The following is a 16,557-nucleotide window of genomic DNA, read 5'->3' as shown; positions in this document are numbered from 1 at the left end:
GTCATGACGAGGCGTACGACGTGCGCCTCTGCCACTTCTTCCTGCGGTCTTGCGACCGAGCGCTGTGCTTCTGGGGCCTCACACCTTCTGGACCTGGCTGAAGCTCAGCTCGACCGGGGTCTCCCGGCCGAAGATCTCGACCAGCGCCTTGAGGCGCTGGGCCTCGGCGTTGATCTCGGTGATGGTCGCGTGCAGCGTGGCGAACGGGCCGTCGACCACCATGACCGAGTCGCCCTCGCCGAAGTCGGCGACCTCGATCGGCTTCTTGGCGGCCGGGGCTCCGGGGGTGCCCGCGGCAGCGGCGGCGGCGTCGCTCTCGGCCTGGGCCTGCACGACGACGGACGGGGCCAGCATCTTCTCGACCTCGTCCATGCTCAGCGGCACCGGCTGGTGGCTGTGGCCGACGAAGCCGGTCACCGACGGCGTGTGCCGGACCGCGGCCCAGGACTCGTCGGTGAGGTCCATCCGGACCAGGACGTAGCCGGGGAGGACGGTGCGGCGGACCATCTTGCGCTGGCCGTTCTTGATCTCGGCGACTTCCTCGGTGGGGACCACGATCTCGTGGATGTAGTCCTCCATGTTGAGGGAGTGGATGCGGTTCTCCAGGTTGTGCTTCACCCGGTTCTCCATGCCGGAGTAGGTGTGCACGACGAACCAGTCGCCCGGCTTCATCATCAGCTCGCGACGGAACGCCTCGAGCGGGTCGAGCTCCTCCTCGGGCGCGGTCTCCTCGGGCGCAGCGTCCTCGAGCGCGCCTTCGCCGGCGACCTCGGCGGTCTCGTCATCAAGCTCGTCAGCGACCTCGACGTCGTCAGCGAGCGGCTCCTCGGAGACCTCGTCGTTCTCCGTCAGAGCCTCGTCGTCCAGCTCTTCGGGGGTGGTGACGTCCTCGCCCGTCTCCGGGGCGGCGTCGTACTGCTCCGACACGTGTGCTCCATCAGTTGGTGTTGCGGGGTGACCTCGTCGACTTTGCCGTCGGCGTCGGTCACACGTCGTCCGCGCCGGTGAAGATCGCGAAGACCGCCTTGCCCAGACCGAGGTCCAGCAGCGAGACGATCCCGATCATCACCAGCACGAAGACCATGACGACGAAGAAGTAGGTGGTCAGCTGCTCGCGGGTCGGGTAGACGACCTTGCGGAGCTCGGCGACGACCTGGCGGTAGAACGTCAGCGGTCCGGTCCGCCGCTCGCCGGACTTGCCGGCGTCGGACTGGCGACCCTTCTGGGCCGCGTGGGAGTCCGACACGTTGCTCACCTCTTCTGCGTACTTGTCAATCTTGTCGTGGTCCTGCAGGGCACGAGGGACTTGAACCCCCAACCTTCGGTTTTGGAGACCGATGCTCTGCCAGTTGAGCTAGTGCCCTCCGACGGCGATCCCGGTCTCACCGCGCCCGTGATCAGGAGTCACGAGGGCGCGACTCACCATGGGGGAAAGCCACCAAGGGTGGAGTCTACGCACCACGCGCCAACCGGGCCAAAAGCAGTGCACCCGGCGCACCACCGCCGGCGTCGCGGACCACCGGGGGGCTCCCCCTCTACGATCGCCGGATGCGGGACCCCCACTCACTACCGAAGGCGCACCTGCACCTCCACTTCACCGGGTCCATGCGCCACGGGACGCTGCTCGAGCTCGCCGCGCGCGACGGCATCCACCTGCCCGACGCGCTCGTGACCGAGTGGCCGCCGGAGCTGACCGCGGCCGACGAGAAGGGCTGGTTCCGGTTCCAGCGGTTGTACGACGTCGCGCGGTCCGTGCTCCGGACCGAGGACGACGTCCGCCGGCTGGTGCGGGAGGCCGCCGAGGACGACGTCGCGGACGGCGGCCGCTGGCTGGAGATCCAGGTCGACCCGAGCGGCTACGCCGCGCGGTTCGGCGGGATCACGGCCTTCACCGACCTGGTGCTCGACGCGGTCCGCGACGCGAGCGAGCGCACCGGCCTGGGGATGGCGGTGGTCATCGCCGCCAACCGCACCCGCCACCCGCTCGACGCCCGCACCCTGGCCCGCCTCGCGAGCCAGTACGTCGACCGCGGCGTCGTCGGCTTCGGCCTCTCCAACGACGAGCGGCGCGGGTCGACCGCCGACTTCGCTCCCGCGTTCGCGATCGCCGAGCGGGCCGGCCTGCTGCTCGCGCCACACGGCGGCGAGCTGCGCGGGCCCGAGCACATCCGGACCTGCCTCGACGCCCTGCACGCGGACCGGCTCGGCCACGGCGTGCGCGCCGCCGAGGACCTCGACCTGCTGGCCCGGATCGTCGACGCCGGGGTGGCGCTCGAGGTGTGCCCGGTCTCGAACGTCGCGCTCGGCGTCTACTCCGACCCCACCTCGGTCCCGCTGCCGATCCTGCTGGCGGCCGGGGCGACGGTCGCGCTAGGCGCGGACGACCCGCTGCTGTTCGGCTCCCGACTGGCCGGCCAGTACGCCACCATGCGCGCCGCCCACGAGCTGTCCGACGAGCAGCTCGCCGAGCTTGCCCGGATGTCGTTCCGCGCCAGCCGGGCGCCCGACGACGTGCGGAAGCGGGCCGAGGCCGACATCGACGCCTGGCTGGCGGAGGAGACCCCCGGCTAGGCCGGTAGCTCGACCTCCACCGCCTCCAGCGGGTACGGCGGAGCGCCGGTGCCGCTCACCTGGACGTGGCCCCAGGGGTCGTGCTCGGCGAGCCGCAGCGCGGCCGGCGGACGGTCGCCGATGACGAGCTCGGCCGTGGTCGCGCCCGCGGCCTTCGCCGCGGCGACGGGCACCGAGCGCTCGATCCGGCCGTACCAGTGGAAGCGGCCGTCGAGCGGCTCCAGGTGCCCGTCGAGGTGGACGGTCACCTCCAGCGCCTGGTCGCCGACGAGGAGCAGCGCGCTGCCGTCGTACCCGCTGTCCTCCTCGGGGGGCAGCCAGGCCGTCTCCCGCGGGCGCCTGCTCCGCCTGCTCCGCCTCGTCCTCCGCGTCACCCGAGAAACCCGCTGCGCTTCCAGAGCCGCCGGGCGACGCGCCCCATCAGGCCGTTCTCCTCGAGGAACGCGGCCAGCGACGCGAAGCCGACCGTCGCCATCTCGTGGTGGTGGGTGTTGTCCCTGGCCTCGCGGTAGGCACGCTCCACGTCGAGGCCGGCCCGGTGGTAGATCCCGCGGTGAGTGAGCGACCGCTTCATCACCGGCCCGCCGAGGCCGTTGAGGTTGCGCACGAGGAACCGCTCGAGCCACGACGCGTCCTGCATCCGGTGGACGACGCCCTCCCGCGCGAACTTGATGTGGCGGGCCTCCTCCGTCACGTGGATCCGCATCAGCTGGGCGACGACCGGCTGCAGCTCGGGGTCGGCCATGATCCGGCGCTGCTGCGCGTCGAAGATCTCCTCCCCGATGAGGGCGCCCACCCACAGCAGCGACCCGCGGAGGAAGTGCGGCAGCAGGACGGCGAGGAACCGGTCCGTGCGCCCCATCCGGTAGGGCCGAGCACCGACGCGGGCGATCATCTTGCCGAACATCGTCATGTGGCGGCACTCGTCGCCCATCTCGGTGAGCACGTAGTGCGCGAACGGACCGGCCGGGTCCTCGCGCAGCAGCTGGAGCAGCAGCCCGCGGTTGAGGATGTTCTCGAACCAGAGGCCGACCGAAAGCACGTTGGCGAGCTCCTCGCGCGACAACGCGATCCGCTGCTCCTCGGTGAGCTCCTCCCAGTAGGGCGTGCCGTAGAGCGAGATGACCTCCTTGGGCAGGAAGTACTTCCCGTCCTCGAGCGGGGCGTCCCAGTCGATGGCCACGGCGGGCTCGTAGGAGCGACGGACCGACCCGTTGATCAGGCGGGTGGCGACCTGGTTCATCGGGGGGTGGGGCGAGGGGGCGGTGCGCTCGGGCGCGGTGGTCATGCGCAGTTCCTCTCGGCGGCGTTGCCGGATAGTTGTTTACGTATGATTGCATTTCGTCAACGACCGGTCAAGGGGTCGTACGATGCCGCCATGTCCAGCGTCGCGCCGCTCCGTCCGGGTCCCGCCGATCCGGCGGCCGCCGCGCGGATCCGTGAGCGGATCCTCGACGCAGCGACGGAGTGCCTGCTCGACCAGGGGCTCGGCGCGCGCCTGCACGCTGCGATCGCAGAGCGCGCGGGGATCTCGCGGCCGACGGTCTACAAGTACGTCGGCGACCAGGCGGCGATCGTCGCCGCGATCCTCGAGCGGGAGCTGGACCGGTTCTTCGAGGCGGCCGTGCCGGTCCTGCGGCGCAGCGACGACCTCGAGGCGCACCTGGTCAACGCGATCGCCTTCGTCGTGGAGTACAGCCGCAGGCACGCGCTGCTGCAGAAGGCGCTGCGCGACCACCCCGAGCTGATCCTGCCGGCGCTGACCACCGAGTCCGGCCCCCTGGTCGAGCGGGTGGTCGGGCTCTTCGAGGAGCAGCTCGGGCGGGCGCTGAGCCAGTCCGCGTCGGCCGGGCTGGACCCGAGGACTGCGGCCGAGTGGGCCTACCGGATCGTCATCTCCTTGATCACGACGCCGACGGCGGCGCTGGAGCGGTCCGGCACCCGGTCGTACGTCGACAGCCTGGTCCGCCTGATGGTCGTCGGCGCGGCCGGTGGTTCGGACCGGCCACCGGCAGGGTAGACACCACCCATGACACACGAGCCCGGGCTCACGCCGCCCTCAGAGCCGATGGCGCCGGCGTGGGGCGAGACCGCCGCCGAAGGGCCGCCCGTCCCGCCCGGGTCGCCGGCGTACGGCCTGCCCGTGGCCTACCAGCAGGTGACCGGCCAGCAGACGCACCAGGGCGGGCTCTGGGCGATGATCCTCGGCATCCTCGGCCTGGTCAGCGGCATCCTGGTGCTGCCGACGTCGGGGATCACGCTGCTCGGCATGATCTGCTCGCCCGTCGCGCTCGGCCTCGGGCTGTGGTCCAGCAAGGCGATCAGCAGCCGGCCGGACCTCTACAACAATCGCGGCCACGCGGTCGCCGGCTGGGTGCTCGGCCTGATCGGCATCCTGCTCGCGGTGGTGATGCTGTTGGTGGCGGCCGCCTTCGTGGCGCTGTTCATCTGGCTCTTCGCCGGCGTCGAGCAGTAGCCGCTGCTCAGAGCGAGCAGCCGACGAGCACCGGCTCGTTGACCAGCGTGATGCCGTACGACGCCGCGACTCCGTCGCGGACCTCGCCCGCCAGCGCGAGCAGGTCGGCAGCGCTCGCGCCTCCGCGGTTGGTGAGCGCGAGGGTGTGCTTGGTCGACAGCGAGACCCGGCCGGGCTCCCGGTCGAGGCCGTAGCCCTTGCCGAAGCCGGCGTGCTCGATCAGCCAGGCGGCGCTGGTCTTCACCAGGCCGTCCTCGGCGGTGGGCCAGGCCGGCGCACCCTCGGGCACCTCCGACGCGGGCAGGACGGGGTTGGTGAAGAACGAGCCGGCGCTCCAGGTGTCGTGGTCGGCCGGGTCGAGGACCATGCCCTTGCTGCCGCGGAGCCGGAGCACGGCGGCGCGCACGTCGGGGAGAGGGGCGCGCGTGCCGGGCTCGACCCCCAGGGAACGGGCGAGCTCGGCGTACGCCACCGGGGCGCCGAGGCTCCCCTGCCGGAGCTGGAAGGTCACCGACAGCACCAGGTGGCGGCCGCCGTTGGCGTCGTAGCGGTCGATCTTGAAGCGTGAGGTGCGGTAGCCGAAGCCGCAGTCGGCCGCGGCGAACGTCCGGATGCCGTTGAGCTTGCGGTCCCAGACCCGGACCGACGCGATCGTCTGGGAGACCTCCTGGCCGTAGGCGCCGACGTTCTGGATCGGCGTCGCGCCGACGGACCCCGGGATGCCGGACAGCGCCTCGATGCCGACCCAGCCGCGCTCGACGGCCTGCGCGACGAGGTCGTCCCACGTCTCGCCGGCGGCGACGGTCACCAGGGCGCCGCCGCAGGTGGGGTCTTCTGCGTCACCTGCCGGGTCGGTGTCGGCGCTGACGCCGCGGGTCGCGACCTCGACGACGGTGCCGGCGAAGCCCTCGTCCGCCACGACCAGGTTGCTGCCGCCGCCGAGCACGAGCACCGGCTCTCCGGCCGCGTCGGCGGCGGACACCGCCTCGACCAGCTCCTCCTCGGTCGTGGCGCGCACCCAGGCGCGCGCCGGTCCGCCGAGGCGCAGCGTGGTGTGGTCCGCCAGCCGCTCAGCCAACCCGGACGACCGCCTTGGGGGCACCCAGGACCTTCTCGCCCGCACAGGTGACCTCGAGCGCGAGCGTGGCCAGGCCGTCGGCGACGGACTTGACCGTCCCCGCCACCCGCACCGTCGCGCTGCCGTCGGCCGGCACGACCACGGGCGCGGTGAACTTGCAGCCGATCTCGACGACCTCGGCGTCACCGGTCCAGGTCGCGACCGCCCGGGCGGCGAGCGCCATGGTGTACATCCCGTGCGCGATCACGCCGGGGAGGCCGACCGCGCGGGCGATCTCCTCGTCCTGGTGGATCGGGTTGGGGTCGCCGGAGGCCGCGGCGTAGGCGAGCAGGTCCGCACGGCGTACGGCGTACTCCTGCGGCTCGAGCACGGTGCCGGCCGCCAGGGTGGTCATGCGTCGCCCCGGTGGACGATCGTGGCGCCGGCGGTGCAGACCAGGTCGCCGGTGCCATCGGTGATCGTGCTCGTCGTGCGCAGGATGTCGGTGCCCTCGATCTGGCGGACGCCGGTGACGGTGAGCGTCGCGGTCAGCTCGTCACCGACGACGACCGGCCGCTCGTAGGCGAACCTCTGGTCGCCGTGGACGATCCGGGAGAGATCGACCTGCTCGGCCTCGAGGAAGTCGAGGAGCGCGCGGAAGGTCACCACGACCGGGAAGGTGGCCGGCACCCGCGCCGCCGCGGAGCCGGTCGCTGTGGCGAAGGCCGTCACGTCCGCCTCGGTCACGAGGTAGGGCCGGGTGGGAGGGAACTCCCGCCCCACGAGCGTCGTGTCGATCGGCATGCCGCCAGCCTACGGACTGCCGGCCGGAGGAAAGACAACGACCCGGCGTCCCTGTCGGGAGCCGGGTCAAGGTCGCCAGTCGACCTGTTGCTCAGACGACGTCAGCTGCGGCGCGGCAGCGTGTCGCACGGCGGCGAAGCCGTCGGCGACACGCTCGCGCGATTCGGTCAGCGGGTCTCTCGGTGCTCGGTGTGCTTGCGGCAACGCGGGCAGAACTTCGACAGCTCGAGGCGGTCGGGGTCGTTGCGCCGGTTCTTCTTCGTGATGTAGTTGCGCTCCTTGCAGTCCACGCAGGCGAGCGTGATCTTGGGGCGAACGTCGGAGCTCTTGCTGGCCACGGGAAGTCCTTGCGTCTGATTGGTCTGCTGGTGCTGCTGTCGTCTGGCGTAGCGGGGGCGGGACTCGAACCCGCGACACCACGATTATGAGCCGTGTGCTCTAACCACCTGAGCTACCCCGCCAGGGGGTTCGGGCTGCCTCTCCACGGGGGTGGGCGGGCACCCTTGCTCCCAGAGCCCCTTTACGGAATCGAACCGTAGACCTACTCCTTACCATGGAGTCGCTCTGCCGACTGAGCTAAAGGGGCAACGCCGGAGAACGATACAACCCGGCGGGCAGTACGACGAAATCGGGCGCTCAGTCCTGGATCCGGGCCCACGGACGAGCCTCCTCGAGCTCGTAGGCGAGCTCGATCAGCACGGCCTCGTGACCGAATCCGGAGCCGAGCATCATGCCCTGCGGGAGGCCGGTCGCGGTGGTCGCGAGCGGCAGGGAGACGGCCGGGGTCCCGGTCACGTTCTGCAGCGGCGTGAAGGCCACCCAGTCGAGCAACCGGTCGACCAGGGTGTCGTAGTCCTGGGTGGGGTCGAGGTGCCCGATCTTGGGCGTGGGGGTCGCGAGCGTCGGAGTCAGGCTGACGTCGTACTTGTCGTAGAACAGGGCGGCGTCGCGGGTGCTGCGCTTGAGCCGGGTGATCGCGCCGGGCATCCGGTGCAGGTTGCGGCGGGCGTGCCGGGCGAGACCGACGGTGAGCGCGTCGTGGTTGGCCCTGGTCCAGCTCCTGCCGTGCAAGCGCCGGCCGCCGGAGAGCAGCGCGAGCGCGAGGAAAGCCCAGTAGAGGAGGAAGTCGTCGCCAAACGACTTCGGCGCCGGCGCGTCCACCTCGATGACGGTGTGGCCGAGGTCCTCCAGGAGCCGCGCGGTCTGCTCGGTGAGCGCGGTGACCTCGGCGTCGGCACCACGCAGGAGACCGGTGGTGTTGAGCGCGATCCGGAGCCGCTTCCGGCCGGGTCGGGTGAGGTCGCCGATCGGCGGCAGCGCGAGCGGCCGGTAGATCCGCTCGGCCTCGCGGAAGAACGCGGCAGTGTCGCGCACGCTGCGGGTGACGACTCCGTCGGACACGATCCGGATCGGCATCTGCCGCATCGCGGCGTCCTGGGCGAGCCGTCCGCGGCTGGGCTTGAGCCCCACCAGCCCGTTGACCGACGCCGGGATCCGGATGGAGCCGCCGCCGTCGTTGGCGTGCGCGATCGGCACGGCTCCGGCCGCCACCAGCGCCGCCGACCCGGCGCTCGAGGCGCCGGCGGTGTGCTCGGTGTTCCACGGGGTCCGCACCGGGCCGAGCCGCGGGTGCTCGCAGCTGGCGCTGAAGCCGTACTCCGACAGCCGGGTCTTCCCGAGCGGGATCAGGCCGGTGGCGAGGTACATCCGCGCGAACTCGCCGTCCTTCTTCGCGGCGTACGGCGACCACGCGTCGGTGCCGTTCATCGTCGGCATCCCGGCGACGTCGACGTTGTCCTTGACGAAGGTCGGAACACCCGCGAAGAAACCGCCCCGCGGGCTGCGGGACTCCCGGCGCGCGCGGTCGAAGTCGCGGTGGGCGACGGCGCCGAGCTCGTCCGCGACGCGCTCCGTGCGGGCGATGGCGGCGTCGACGACCTCGGAGATCGAGACCTTGCCGGCGTGGAGGTGCTCGGAGATCCCGACGGCGTCGAGGTCACCGAGGGCGTCGTCGGAGAAGGCGTGGACGCGGCTCATGGGGGCACGCTAGCGGCTCGGCGCGCTGGGTGCGTCCTACCAGAGCAGGAGCGCGAGGACCGGGAGCAGCACGCTGATCGCGAGTGCGGACAGCCCCATGGACAGTCCGGCGAAGGCGCCCTCGGTCTCGTGCTCGCGCAGCATCCGGGACGCGCCTACGCCGTGGGACACGGCGCCGAGCGCGAGGCCGCGGGCCCGCCGGTCGCGGATGCGCAGCAGGTGGAGCGTGGCCGGCCCGGCGACGGCGCCGACGATGCCGATCGTGATCGCGAAGACGGCGGCGAGGGCGGGGATCCCGCCGAGCGGCTCGGTCAAGGCGATCGCGACCGGCGTGGTCGCGGCCTTCGCCGCCAGCGTCTCCTCGAGTGCCTGTTCCGCCCCGAGCCAGCGGGCGAGGAGCACGCCGGAGCTGATCGAGGCCGCGGCGCCGAGGACGACCGCGACGAGGAGGGGTACGACGAACCCGCGCAGCCGGTCGACCTGGCGGTGGAGCGGGATCGCGAGCGCCACCGTCGCCGGACCGAGCCAGAACGCGACGATCTCGGTCGCCGACCGGTAGTCGGCGTACTCGACGCCGAGCAGGGTGATCGCGCCACCGGCCACGACGACCGCCACCAGGACGGGTTGCGCGAGCGCGTGGTCGCCGGTGCGGCGCAGGAGCCAGCGGCCCGCCTGGTAGCCGCCGAGAGTGATGCCGAGCAGCCCGAGCGGGGACCGCGCGACCTCGAGCAGGGTGTCCGCTGCGCTCGTCATCGCGCCGTCCGCGGCTGGTCGTCGCGCGGCTCGCCCAGCAGCCGCTCGAGGCCGACAGCGGTCCAGCCGACGACGGCGAGGGCGACCAGCCACGAGCCGAGCATCGCGACCGTGATCGGCAGCCAGTCGTCGCCGAGCACGCCGAGGTAGGCGACCACACCGACGCCCGCCGGCACGAAGAACAGCTGTAGGTGCCGCAGCAGCCCGTCGCCCGCCCGCAGGACCGGGGCTCCCGCGGCCGGGCGTCGGAGGCGGAGGAACACGAGGAGGTAGAGCATCCCGACGACAGGCCCCGGCACCGGCAGGTCGAGGAGCCGGACGGTGACCTCCCCGAGCAGCTGGAACGCGACCAGCCAGGTGAGCCCGAGGATCACGCAGCGCCCTGCCGGTGGCAGCCCGGGACGTGCGGGTCGAAGAGGCCGAGCGCCTGCATCAGGGCGAACGCCGTCGTCGGACCGACGAACGCGAACCCGCGGCGCTTCAGCTCCCTGGCCAGCGCCACCGACTCCGCCGAGGTCGTGGCGTCGGCGGCCGGTGTCGCCTCCGGGGTGAAGCCGAGGATCAGCTGCTCGAGCCCCCCGTCGTCGCGGAGGGCGACGGTCGCGCGGGCGTTCTGCAGCGTCGCCAGGATCTTGCTCCGGTTGCGGACGATCCGGGTATCGGCCATCAGCCGCTCGACATCGGCGTCGTCGTACGCCGCGACGACATCAGCGTCGAACCCCGCGAACACCTCACGGAAGGCATCGCGCTTGGCGAGGATCGTCGCCCACGACAACCCGGACTGGAACGCCTCGAGGGTCATCCGCTCGAAGTACGCCGACTCCCCCGTGACCGGCCTGCCCCACTCCTCGTCGTGGTAGTCGCGGATCGGCCCCGGGCCACCCGCCCACGCGCAGCGGGCGATCCCGTCCTCCCCGATGACCGGTCCCATGGGCGCTCATCATGCCGCCTCGTCGAATCGGGTCCTGTGGTTGGTCGAATCGGGACTTGTGGTGGGGCGATTCGCCCCCCACGAGGGGCGATTCAACGGTGGAGGGTCAGCGGCGCTCCTTGAGGCGGGCGTTGGGGAGCTCGGGCGCGGGGATGGGGCGGAGGTGGTCGCCGGCGACGATGCCGAAGCGGCCGTCGGCGACGTCGGAGGAGTCCGGGACGACGGCGCCGTCGCGGGTGATCTGGTCCTGCCACTCCGCGCGGAAGCCGACCACCTCCTCGTGGGTGCGGCCGACGAAGTTCCACCACATCACGATCGACTCGCCGAACGGGGTGCCGCCGAGCACCAGCACCCGCGCGCCCTCGTCGCCGGCGACCAGCGCGATCGTGCCGTCGCCGGGCGGGATGTAGGCGAGCTCGGCGGGCTTCGCCGTCACGCCGTCGACCGTCACCGAGCCGAGGTCCACGAGCACGCCGTGCTCGAACGAGGGGTCCACCTCGAGCGGCAGGATCACGCCGGGGTCGAGGGCCAGCTCGGCCCCCACCAGCGGGGAGTACGTCGACACGGGCGACGTGTCGCCCAGGAGCGACCCGAGGAACACCCGCCCCCGCCAGCCGTCGCCGGCGAGCTCGGACGGCGCGTAGTGCTCGAACCCGGGGTCGACGTCACGGCTCCCGTCGGGAAGCGCCACCCACAGCTGGGCTCCGTGCAGCCTGGTGGTGCCCTCGGTCGACACCTCCGAGTGGCTGATCCCGCGGCCGGCCGTCATCAGGTTGATCTCGCCGGGCAGCACCATCGCGTGGTGGCCGGCGCTGTCGCGGTGCTCGACCTCGCCCTCGAACAGCCAGCTCACGGTCTGCAGCCCGGTGTGCGGGTGGGGCGCCACCGTCATCCCGCCCGAGTCCGACACCAGGTCCGGCCCGTAGTGGTCGAGGAAGCACCAGGCCCCGATCAGGCTCCGCTCCCGTTGCGGCAGGGTTCGTCGTACCGTCATCGCGCGCGGGCCGCCCAGCGGCACCTCCCGCGGCGTCATGATCTCGACCCCGGCCGCCTCCGCACCGGTGCACACCAACTCGTCGGGACGTGCCTCCTCGTTGCTCACCCGGCCATCCTCCCGCGGTCGCCACCCGACCTCTACCCCCTGGTCGCCACGCGTTCACGGAGGGGCGGGAGGGTGCCGGGCGTGCGTATCGCCCAGCTTGCCAACTTCGTCGGGGCGGCCTCGGGCGGGATGAAGACCGCGCTGGCCGAGCTCGGCCGCGGCTACGTCGACGCCGGTGTCGACCGGCTCCTCGTCATCCCGGGTCCGGTGGACACCGTCACCGAGACCGAGCACGGCACGGTCGCGCAGCTGCGCGCACCCCACGTCGGCAGCGGCTACCGGCTGATCGTCGAGCCGTGGCGCCTGGTCGACCTCCTCGACCGGTTCGCCCCGACGTCGATCGAGTGGAACGACAAGCTGACCCTGCTGCCGGTGGCCTGGTGGGCGCGCCGCGCGGGCGTGCGGTCCGTCTGCCTCTCCCACGAGCAGCTGACCGACATGTTCGCCCGGCGCAGCGGCAAGCCGACGACGTCCAAGGTCTCCATCGGCGTCGTCAACCGGCTGGTCGTCCGCAGCTTCGACACTCTTGTGGTGACGTCGCGCTACGCGCAGGAGGAGTTCCAGCGGGTGGCGGACGCCGCAGGCTGCCCGATCGAGCGGGTCCCGCTGGGCGTCGACCTGGCGACGTTCCGGCCGCACCATGCGCCGCCCCCCGACGACGGGCTGCTGCGCCTGACCCACGTCGGCCGCCTGTCGCGGGAGAAGTCACCCCACCTCGCGGTTGCGACGGCCGTCGAGCTCCACCGGCGCGGGGTCCCCCTCCGGATGGACGTGTACGGCGAGGGACCCCATCTCGACGAGCTCCGCGCCGTCGCCGGCGGCGCCCCGGTGTTCTTCCACGGGTTCGTCGACGGGCGCGAGGAGCTGAGCCGCCGCATCTCGGCGGCCGACGTCGCTCTCTCGGTGTGCCCGACCGAGACGTTCGGGCTCGCCGTCCTCGAGGCGCTGGCGAGCGGCACCCCGGTGGTCACGGCCGACCGCGGTGGCGCGCGCGAGCTGGTCGACAGGAGGTCCGGGGCCTGGGCGGCGCCCGAGGCTGGCGCCCTGGCGGACGCGGTCCTCAGGGTCGCCGCGAGAACCCGCACCGAGCGAAGGGCGGCTGCCCGGGGCCGTGCCGAGGAGTACCCCTGGTCGGCCACCGTGGAGCGAATGCTGGCGATCCACGCCGGCGAGCCGGTCGGGGCGCCGGCGCGGGCAACGGCCTAGCAGGAGCCGTCGACCGGCTCGGCCCTGGTGACCCGCCACAGCCCCTCGATGTTGGTGACGTCGACCTGCTGGGGCGACCGGGTCGGCTCTCCGAGGATGGTCGGCGCACCGTCGGGCACGACGAGGGCGGTGGCGTCGACGCAGATGCCGAGCCGCAGGACGTCTCCGCGCGGCCGGGCCTCGAGGAACTCGACCACGACGTCACCGGCGTAGGTGCCGCCGTCGTACGCCGCGAACGCCTCTCGGTAGGGGTCCACCACGTCCGCGACCGCGTTGAACGACAGCAGCCGGCTGACCTCGCCCTCGCGAGCCGCGAGGCGACGTCCGCGCTCGAAGTCGACGTAGGTCTGCAGCGCCTGCTGGTAGACGCCCTCCAGCTCGGGTGCGTCCGCGAGGTCGAGGCCCACCTCGGGGTAGTCGACGTCGGCGGCGCTCGACGGGTCCGCCGCGTCCGTCCCGTCCGACCCAGCGGGATCCTCTCCGGCACAGCCCGCGAGGACGGCGAGCGGGACGGCGAGCGCGGCCAGGACGAGGCGAGGCGTGATCACCCCGGCGACGCTAGCGCGACGGCGGGGACTGCTGGAGGACCAGCCAGCGCGACGACGCGATCCGGTCGATCCGGTCGCGGGCGCGGCGGGTGAGCAGCAGCACCGGGAGCAGCACGGCCAGCGTCATGCAGGCGACCACGATGGCGTAGTAGGCGCCGTGCAGCGACGAGTCCAGCGGCGCGACCATTCCGAGGGTCACGGAGACCGCGATCAGCGCGCTCACCGCCGTGCGCCCGAGCCGCAGCGTGGCGAGGAACGGCGGCAGCACGAGGAAGTACCAGAGGTGCACGACCGGGCACAGCAGCACGAACGCCGCCGCGACCATGCCGACGGCAGCGACTGCCGCTTCCCGCTCCCCGGTGGGCCACCGCAGGGCGACCCCCACGGCGACCGCGCCCATGGCGACCAGCCCGAGACCGCGGGCGATGCGCATGAAGGTCGCCGGGGGCAGGTCCGCGCCGAGGAGCGCGACCGCCCAGTCCAGGACGCCGCCGGCCAGCGACGTCAGCGAGAGCGGCGTCGTGATCATCCCCGGCACCATGAGGGCCTCGACCCAGCCGTGGCCGAGCCCGGTGACGACGCCCAGTCCGAGGAGGACCGCGAGGGCGAGCCCGGCGACCGCCGCCAGCCGTCGTACCCGCGTCACCAGGGCGACCCCTGCGGGCAGGCTCGCGAGCGCGACGCCGATGCACACCAGGCCGCCCGGGAGCTTCACCGCCGCGGCCAGTGCGCCGACTGCGGCGCCCCAGGCCCAGTGCCGCTCGACGCCGACGACGAGCGCCACTGCCATCAGTCCGACCATGAGCAGGTCGTTGTGGAGCCCGCCGACACCGTTCGCCATCATCAGCGGCGACGGCAGCACGAGCGCCGAGGCGAGGGCCGGGTCGACTCCCGTCCACGCGGCGAGCCGCGGCACCGCCCACGCCAGCATCACCAGCCCGGCCAGCGCCACCAGCCGATGGCCGACGACCAGCACCCACGGGTTGCCCGTCAGGCCGGCTCCCACCTCGCCGAGCAGCACGTGGAGCGGGCCGTACGGCGTCGGGGTGTCCGCCCACATCGGGTCCACCGCCTGCACGATCGGCGCGCCGCCCTGCAGCCTGTAGGGGTCGGGGAGGGTCGCGGTCCGGCCGTCGAGGAGCGCCGACGGGCCGTGGTCGTACGGCGACAGCCCGACCCGCGCGAGCATCCCCTGCGCGGCGTACGACCAGCCGTCCCGGGAGAACAGCGGCGGCGCCAGCACCAGCGGTGCGCACCACACCATCGCCGAGAAGCGGACCAGGTCGAGAGCGTCGCGCCGGTCCTCCCCGCCCGTCAGCGCGACGTGCCAGCACAACGCCAACCACGCACTGGCGAGCAGGGCGAGCCCGACGAGCACCAGGACCAGCGCCGACATCCGGCCGGCCTGGGCCCCACGGATCACGTCGAGCACGCCCGAGCGCAGCAACGGCGACGACGGGGGCAGCGTGGACACCCCCAGGCCGCCGACGAGCACCAGGCAGCTGCCGGTGACGCCGCGGGTCGCCTGCCCAGCGGTCCGGAGCGGCCGTTGCTGGAGCACAGGCGGAACGTAGGTTCACCGAGCGGCGCAGAGCTGAACGACGCCGCAACCACCGGCGAACGCGCCGAGGACGTCAATTCGGGTGGTTGCTGACTATTCGGCCCGGTAGCGGCCATTCTTGGTTCAACGGCAACACCGCCCCCATCAAGGAGCAGAAGCTATGACGATGCCTCCAGAGCCTCCGGGCCCGCCCACACCTCCGCCCGGGGGGCCGACCCCGCCGCCCGGCGGGCCGACACCTCCGCCGACCGGAGGCCTCCCCGGCAGCCACCCGGTCGGCGTCGAGAAGCCGGGCGAGCTGCTCAACCGCTTCCTGGCCCGTCTGATCGACCACATCCTCCTCGGCGTGGTCTACGTGCCGATCTTCCTGATCCTGAGTGCCATCATCTACTCGGGCTTCAGCAACTCGTTCGGTGAGCAGTTCATCTTCTACACGCTCACCGCGATCCTCCAGGCCGCGCTCTATCTGGCCTACTTCACCCTGCTGGAGTCGAACCGCGGCCAGACCGTCGGCAAGATGATCCTGAAGCTGCGCACCTACGGGCCCGACGGGGTGAGCAACCCGACCGTCGAGCAGGCGGCCAAGCGCAACGCCTACTCCGCGCTCGGCGTGCTGAGCATCATCCCGATCATCGGATGGTTCTTCCTCGGCTGGGCCGCCCCGCTCGCGGCGATGATCTTCATCGCTGTCACGCTCAACAAGGACCCCAACCGTCAGGGTTGGCACGACAAGTTCGCCGGCGGCACCCAGGTCAAGCAGCTCGGCTGACCTCCAGCTCGCGATCGCCGAGAGGGGCGCCACCCGGAAGGGAGGCGTCCCTTTCGCGTGCCACGGGCAGCGGGTGGAGGAGCGCCAGGCCGAGCAGCACCAGGCCGGTGCCGAGCAGCGCGCCACCGAGGAGGTCGGTCGGGTAGTGCCGTCCCAGCAGCACCCGGTCGGCGCAGACGACCAGCACCAGCAGGAGGGCCCCGGCGCCGACCAGGCCCCGAGTGCTGCGACGGCGGCTCCCGAGGATCGTCAGCCCGAGCACGAGGGCGGCGAAGGCCACGACGGTCGCTGCGTGCGACGACGGGTAGGAGCCGGACTGGAGCAGCAGGTCCGGGTCCTGCCAGGCCGGCCGGTCGCGGCCGAACAGGTCCTTGAAGTACTGCGTGAGCTCACGCGCCGCGAACATCACGACGACGACCAGCAGGGCCGAGCGCACCTGTCGTCGCAGCAGCAGGACACCCGCCAGCACGGCCGTCGCCACGGCCATGCCCTGGTTGCCGAGCACCCGCTCGACGAACAGCAACGGCGCCTCGAGACCGGGTTGCTTCACGGCCCACTCGCGGATCGCGGCGCTGGGGCCGTCGTACGCCGTGCTGGCCGACCACCCGAGGTGGACGGCCACCCCCAGCAGCACGAAGAGGGCGAACGAGGTCACGGATGCGAGCAGCAGGGCGCGGCGGGTCTCGGACACCCCGGCGACGCTAGGAACGCCAGATGAGACGTCGATGAGGCTCTCATCGGC

Annotated in this window: 21 protein-coding genes and 3 tRNA genes; 5 read left to right on the top strand and 19 right to left on the bottom strand. The window is 72.5% G+C overall.

Going from position 1 to position 16,557, the window contains the following annotated elements:
- Window positions 1–78: 78 nt before the first annotated feature.
- The 3 genes from nusG to F0U47_RS05685 form a co-directional block, all read right to left on the bottom strand.
- Window positions 79–927, bottom strand: a complete 849-nt coding sequence (nusG, locus tag F0U47_RS05695) for a transcription termination/antitermination protein NusG (RefSeq protein ID WP_149749348.1) — start codon at window positions 925–927, stop codon at window positions 79–81.
- Window positions 928–985: 58 nt separating this feature from the next.
- Complete coding sequence (gene secE / locus F0U47_RS05690) at window positions 986–1,255, bottom strand: preprotein translocase subunit SecE (RefSeq protein ID WP_149749347.1); 270 nt, start codon at window positions 1,253–1,255, stop codon at window positions 986–988.
- Window positions 1,256–1,291: 36 nt separating this feature from the next.
- Window positions 1,292–1,364: transfer RNA gene (locus F0U47_RS05685), tRNA-Trp, on the bottom strand.
- A gap of 184 nt (window positions 1,365–1,548) precedes the next feature.
- On the opposite strand from F0U47_RS05685, the gene F0U47_RS05680 reads away from it, so the two are divergent.
- A complete protein-coding gene (locus F0U47_RS05680) occupies window positions 1,549–2,571 on the top strand; it encodes an adenosine deaminase (RefSeq protein WP_149749346.1) in 1,023 nt (340 codons plus the stop codon).
- On the opposite strand, the gene F0U47_RS21000 is transcribed toward F0U47_RS05680, so the two are convergent.
- The gene (locus F0U47_RS21000) at window positions 2,568–2,945 is read right to left on the bottom strand and encodes a DUF4873 domain-containing protein (RefSeq protein WP_188111182.1); all 378 of its coding nucleotides are present in this window, start codon (window positions 2,943–2,945) and stop codon (window positions 2,568–2,570) included. The genes F0U47_RS05680 and F0U47_RS21000 overlap by 4 nt on opposite strands.
- A complete protein-coding gene (locus F0U47_RS05670; protein ID WP_188111181.1) occupies window positions 2,942–3,859 on the bottom strand; it encodes an AurF N-oxygenase family protein in 918 nt (305 codons plus the stop codon). The genes F0U47_RS21000 and F0U47_RS05670 overlap by 4 nt, the downstream gene beginning before the upstream one ends.
- A gap of 90 nt (window positions 3,860–3,949) precedes the next feature.
- Between F0U47_RS05670 and F0U47_RS05665 the strand changes: the two genes are divergently transcribed.
- Window positions 3,950–4,591 (top strand): TetR/AcrR family transcriptional regulator, encoded by a 642-nt coding sequence (locus F0U47_RS05665; RefSeq protein ID WP_149749344.1) that lies wholly within the window; start codon window positions 3,950–3,952, stop codon window positions 4,589–4,591.
- 9 nt (window positions 4,592–4,600) lie between these two features.
- Window positions 4,601–5,047, top strand: coding sequence for a hypothetical protein (locus F0U47_RS05660; protein ID WP_149749343.1), 447 nt, complete (start codon window positions 4,601–4,603; stop codon window positions 5,045–5,047).
- Window positions 5,048–5,054: 7 nt separating this feature from the next.
- Here F0U47_RS05660 and F0U47_RS05655 read toward each other — a convergent pair whose 3' ends face one another.
- From F0U47_RS05655 to F0U47_RS05605, 11 genes are all read right to left on the bottom strand, one after another.
- Window positions 5,055–6,170, bottom strand: coding sequence for a UDP-N-acetylmuramate dehydrogenase (locus F0U47_RS05655; protein WP_223162666.1), 1,116 nt, complete (start codon window positions 6,168–6,170; stop codon window positions 5,055–5,057).
- The gene (locus F0U47_RS05650) at window positions 6,118–6,519 is read right to left on the bottom strand and encodes a MaoC/PaaZ C-terminal domain-containing protein (RefSeq protein WP_149749341.1); all 402 of its coding nucleotides are present in this window, start codon (window positions 6,517–6,519) and stop codon (window positions 6,118–6,120) included. Before F0U47_RS05650 ends, F0U47_RS05655 begins: the two co-directional genes overlap by 53 nt.
- Window positions 6,516–6,908 (bottom strand): FAS1-like dehydratase domain-containing protein, encoded by a 393-nt coding sequence (locus tag F0U47_RS05645; RefSeq protein WP_149749340.1) that lies wholly within the window; start codon window positions 6,906–6,908, stop codon window positions 6,516–6,518. Before F0U47_RS05645 ends, F0U47_RS05650 begins: the two co-directional genes overlap by 4 nt.
- A gap of 167 nt (window positions 6,909–7,075) precedes the next feature.
- Window positions 7,076–7,246 (bottom strand): 50S ribosomal protein L33, encoded by a 171-nt coding sequence (rpmG, locus tag F0U47_RS05640; protein WP_118923003.1) that lies wholly within the window; start codon window positions 7,244–7,246, stop codon window positions 7,076–7,078.
- Window positions 7,247–7,295: 49 nt separating this feature from the next.
- Window positions 7,296–7,369 (bottom strand) — tRNA-Met (locus tag F0U47_RS05635).
- Between the two features lie 52 nt (window positions 7,370–7,421).
- Window positions 7,422–7,494: transfer RNA gene (locus F0U47_RS05630), tRNA-Thr, on the bottom strand.
- 50 nt (window positions 7,495–7,544) lie between these two features.
- Window positions 7,545–8,945, bottom strand: a complete 1,401-nt coding sequence (locus tag F0U47_RS05625; protein WP_149749339.1) for an amidase — start codon at window positions 8,943–8,945, stop codon at window positions 7,545–7,547.
- A gap of 36 nt (window positions 8,946–8,981) precedes the next feature.
- Complete coding sequence (locus F0U47_RS05620) at window positions 8,982–9,698, bottom strand: LrgB family protein (protein ID WP_149749338.1); 717 nt, start codon at window positions 9,696–9,698, stop codon at window positions 8,982–8,984.
- Complete coding sequence (locus F0U47_RS05615) at window positions 9,695–10,072, bottom strand: CidA/LrgA family protein (protein ID WP_149749337.1); 378 nt, start codon at window positions 10,070–10,072, stop codon at window positions 9,695–9,697. Before F0U47_RS05615 ends, F0U47_RS05620 begins: the two co-directional genes overlap by 4 nt.
- Window positions 10,069–10,629 carry a DNA-3-methyladenine glycosylase I gene (locus tag F0U47_RS05610; RefSeq protein WP_149749336.1) on the bottom strand — a complete coding sequence of 187 codons (561 nt, stop codon included), beginning with the start codon at window positions 10,627–10,629 and terminating at the stop codon, window positions 10,069–10,071. The genes F0U47_RS05615 and F0U47_RS05610 overlap by 4 nt, the downstream gene beginning before the upstream one ends.
- A gap of 106 nt (window positions 10,630–10,735) precedes the next feature.
- Window positions 10,736–11,731 carry a pirin family protein gene (locus F0U47_RS05605; protein ID WP_223162665.1) on the bottom strand — a complete coding sequence of 332 codons (996 nt, stop codon included), beginning with the start codon at window positions 11,729–11,731 and terminating at the stop codon, window positions 10,736–10,738.
- Window positions 11,732–11,812: 81 nt separating this feature from the next.
- On the opposite strand from F0U47_RS05605, the gene F0U47_RS05600 reads away from it, so the two are divergent.
- Entirely contained in the window at window positions 11,813–12,937 is a 1,125-nt protein-coding gene (locus tag F0U47_RS05600) for a glycosyltransferase (protein ID WP_149749335.1), read from the top strand.
- Here the strand turns inward: F0U47_RS05600 and F0U47_RS05595 are convergent.
- Entirely contained in the window at window positions 12,934–13,485 is a 552-nt protein-coding gene (locus F0U47_RS05595) for a hypothetical protein (protein WP_149749334.1), read from the bottom strand. The genes F0U47_RS05600 and F0U47_RS05595 overlap by 4 nt on opposite strands.
- A gap of 10 nt (window positions 13,486–13,495) precedes the next feature.
- On the bottom strand, window positions 13,496–15,046 hold the full coding sequence (gene mptB, locus F0U47_RS05590) for a polyprenol phosphomannose-dependent alpha 1,6 mannosyltransferase MptB (protein WP_149749333.1): 1,551 nt from the start codon (window positions 15,044–15,046) through the stop codon (window positions 13,496–13,498).
- A gap of 160 nt (window positions 15,047–15,206) precedes the next feature.
- Between mptB and F0U47_RS05585 the strand changes: the two genes are divergently transcribed.
- On the top strand, window positions 15,207–15,815 hold the full coding sequence (locus tag F0U47_RS05585) for an RDD family protein (protein WP_223162664.1): 609 nt from the start codon (window positions 15,207–15,209) through the stop codon (window positions 15,813–15,815).
- Here the strand turns inward: F0U47_RS05585 and F0U47_RS05580 are convergent.
- Complete coding sequence (locus F0U47_RS05580) at window positions 15,799–16,506, bottom strand: phosphatase PAP2 family protein (protein WP_149749332.1); 708 nt, start codon at window positions 16,504–16,506, stop codon at window positions 15,799–15,801. The genes F0U47_RS05585 and F0U47_RS05580 overlap by 17 nt on opposite strands.
- Window positions 16,507–16,557: the final 51 nt, after the last annotated feature.

Origin of the sequence: Nocardioides antri, from assembly GCF_008373765.1 — a bacterium.
Taxonomy (GTDB): domain Bacteria; phylum Actinomycetota; class Actinomycetes; order Propionibacteriales; family Nocardioidaceae; genus Nocardioides; species Nocardioides antri.
This window is presented reverse-complemented; position numbering and strand designations above follow the sequence as displayed.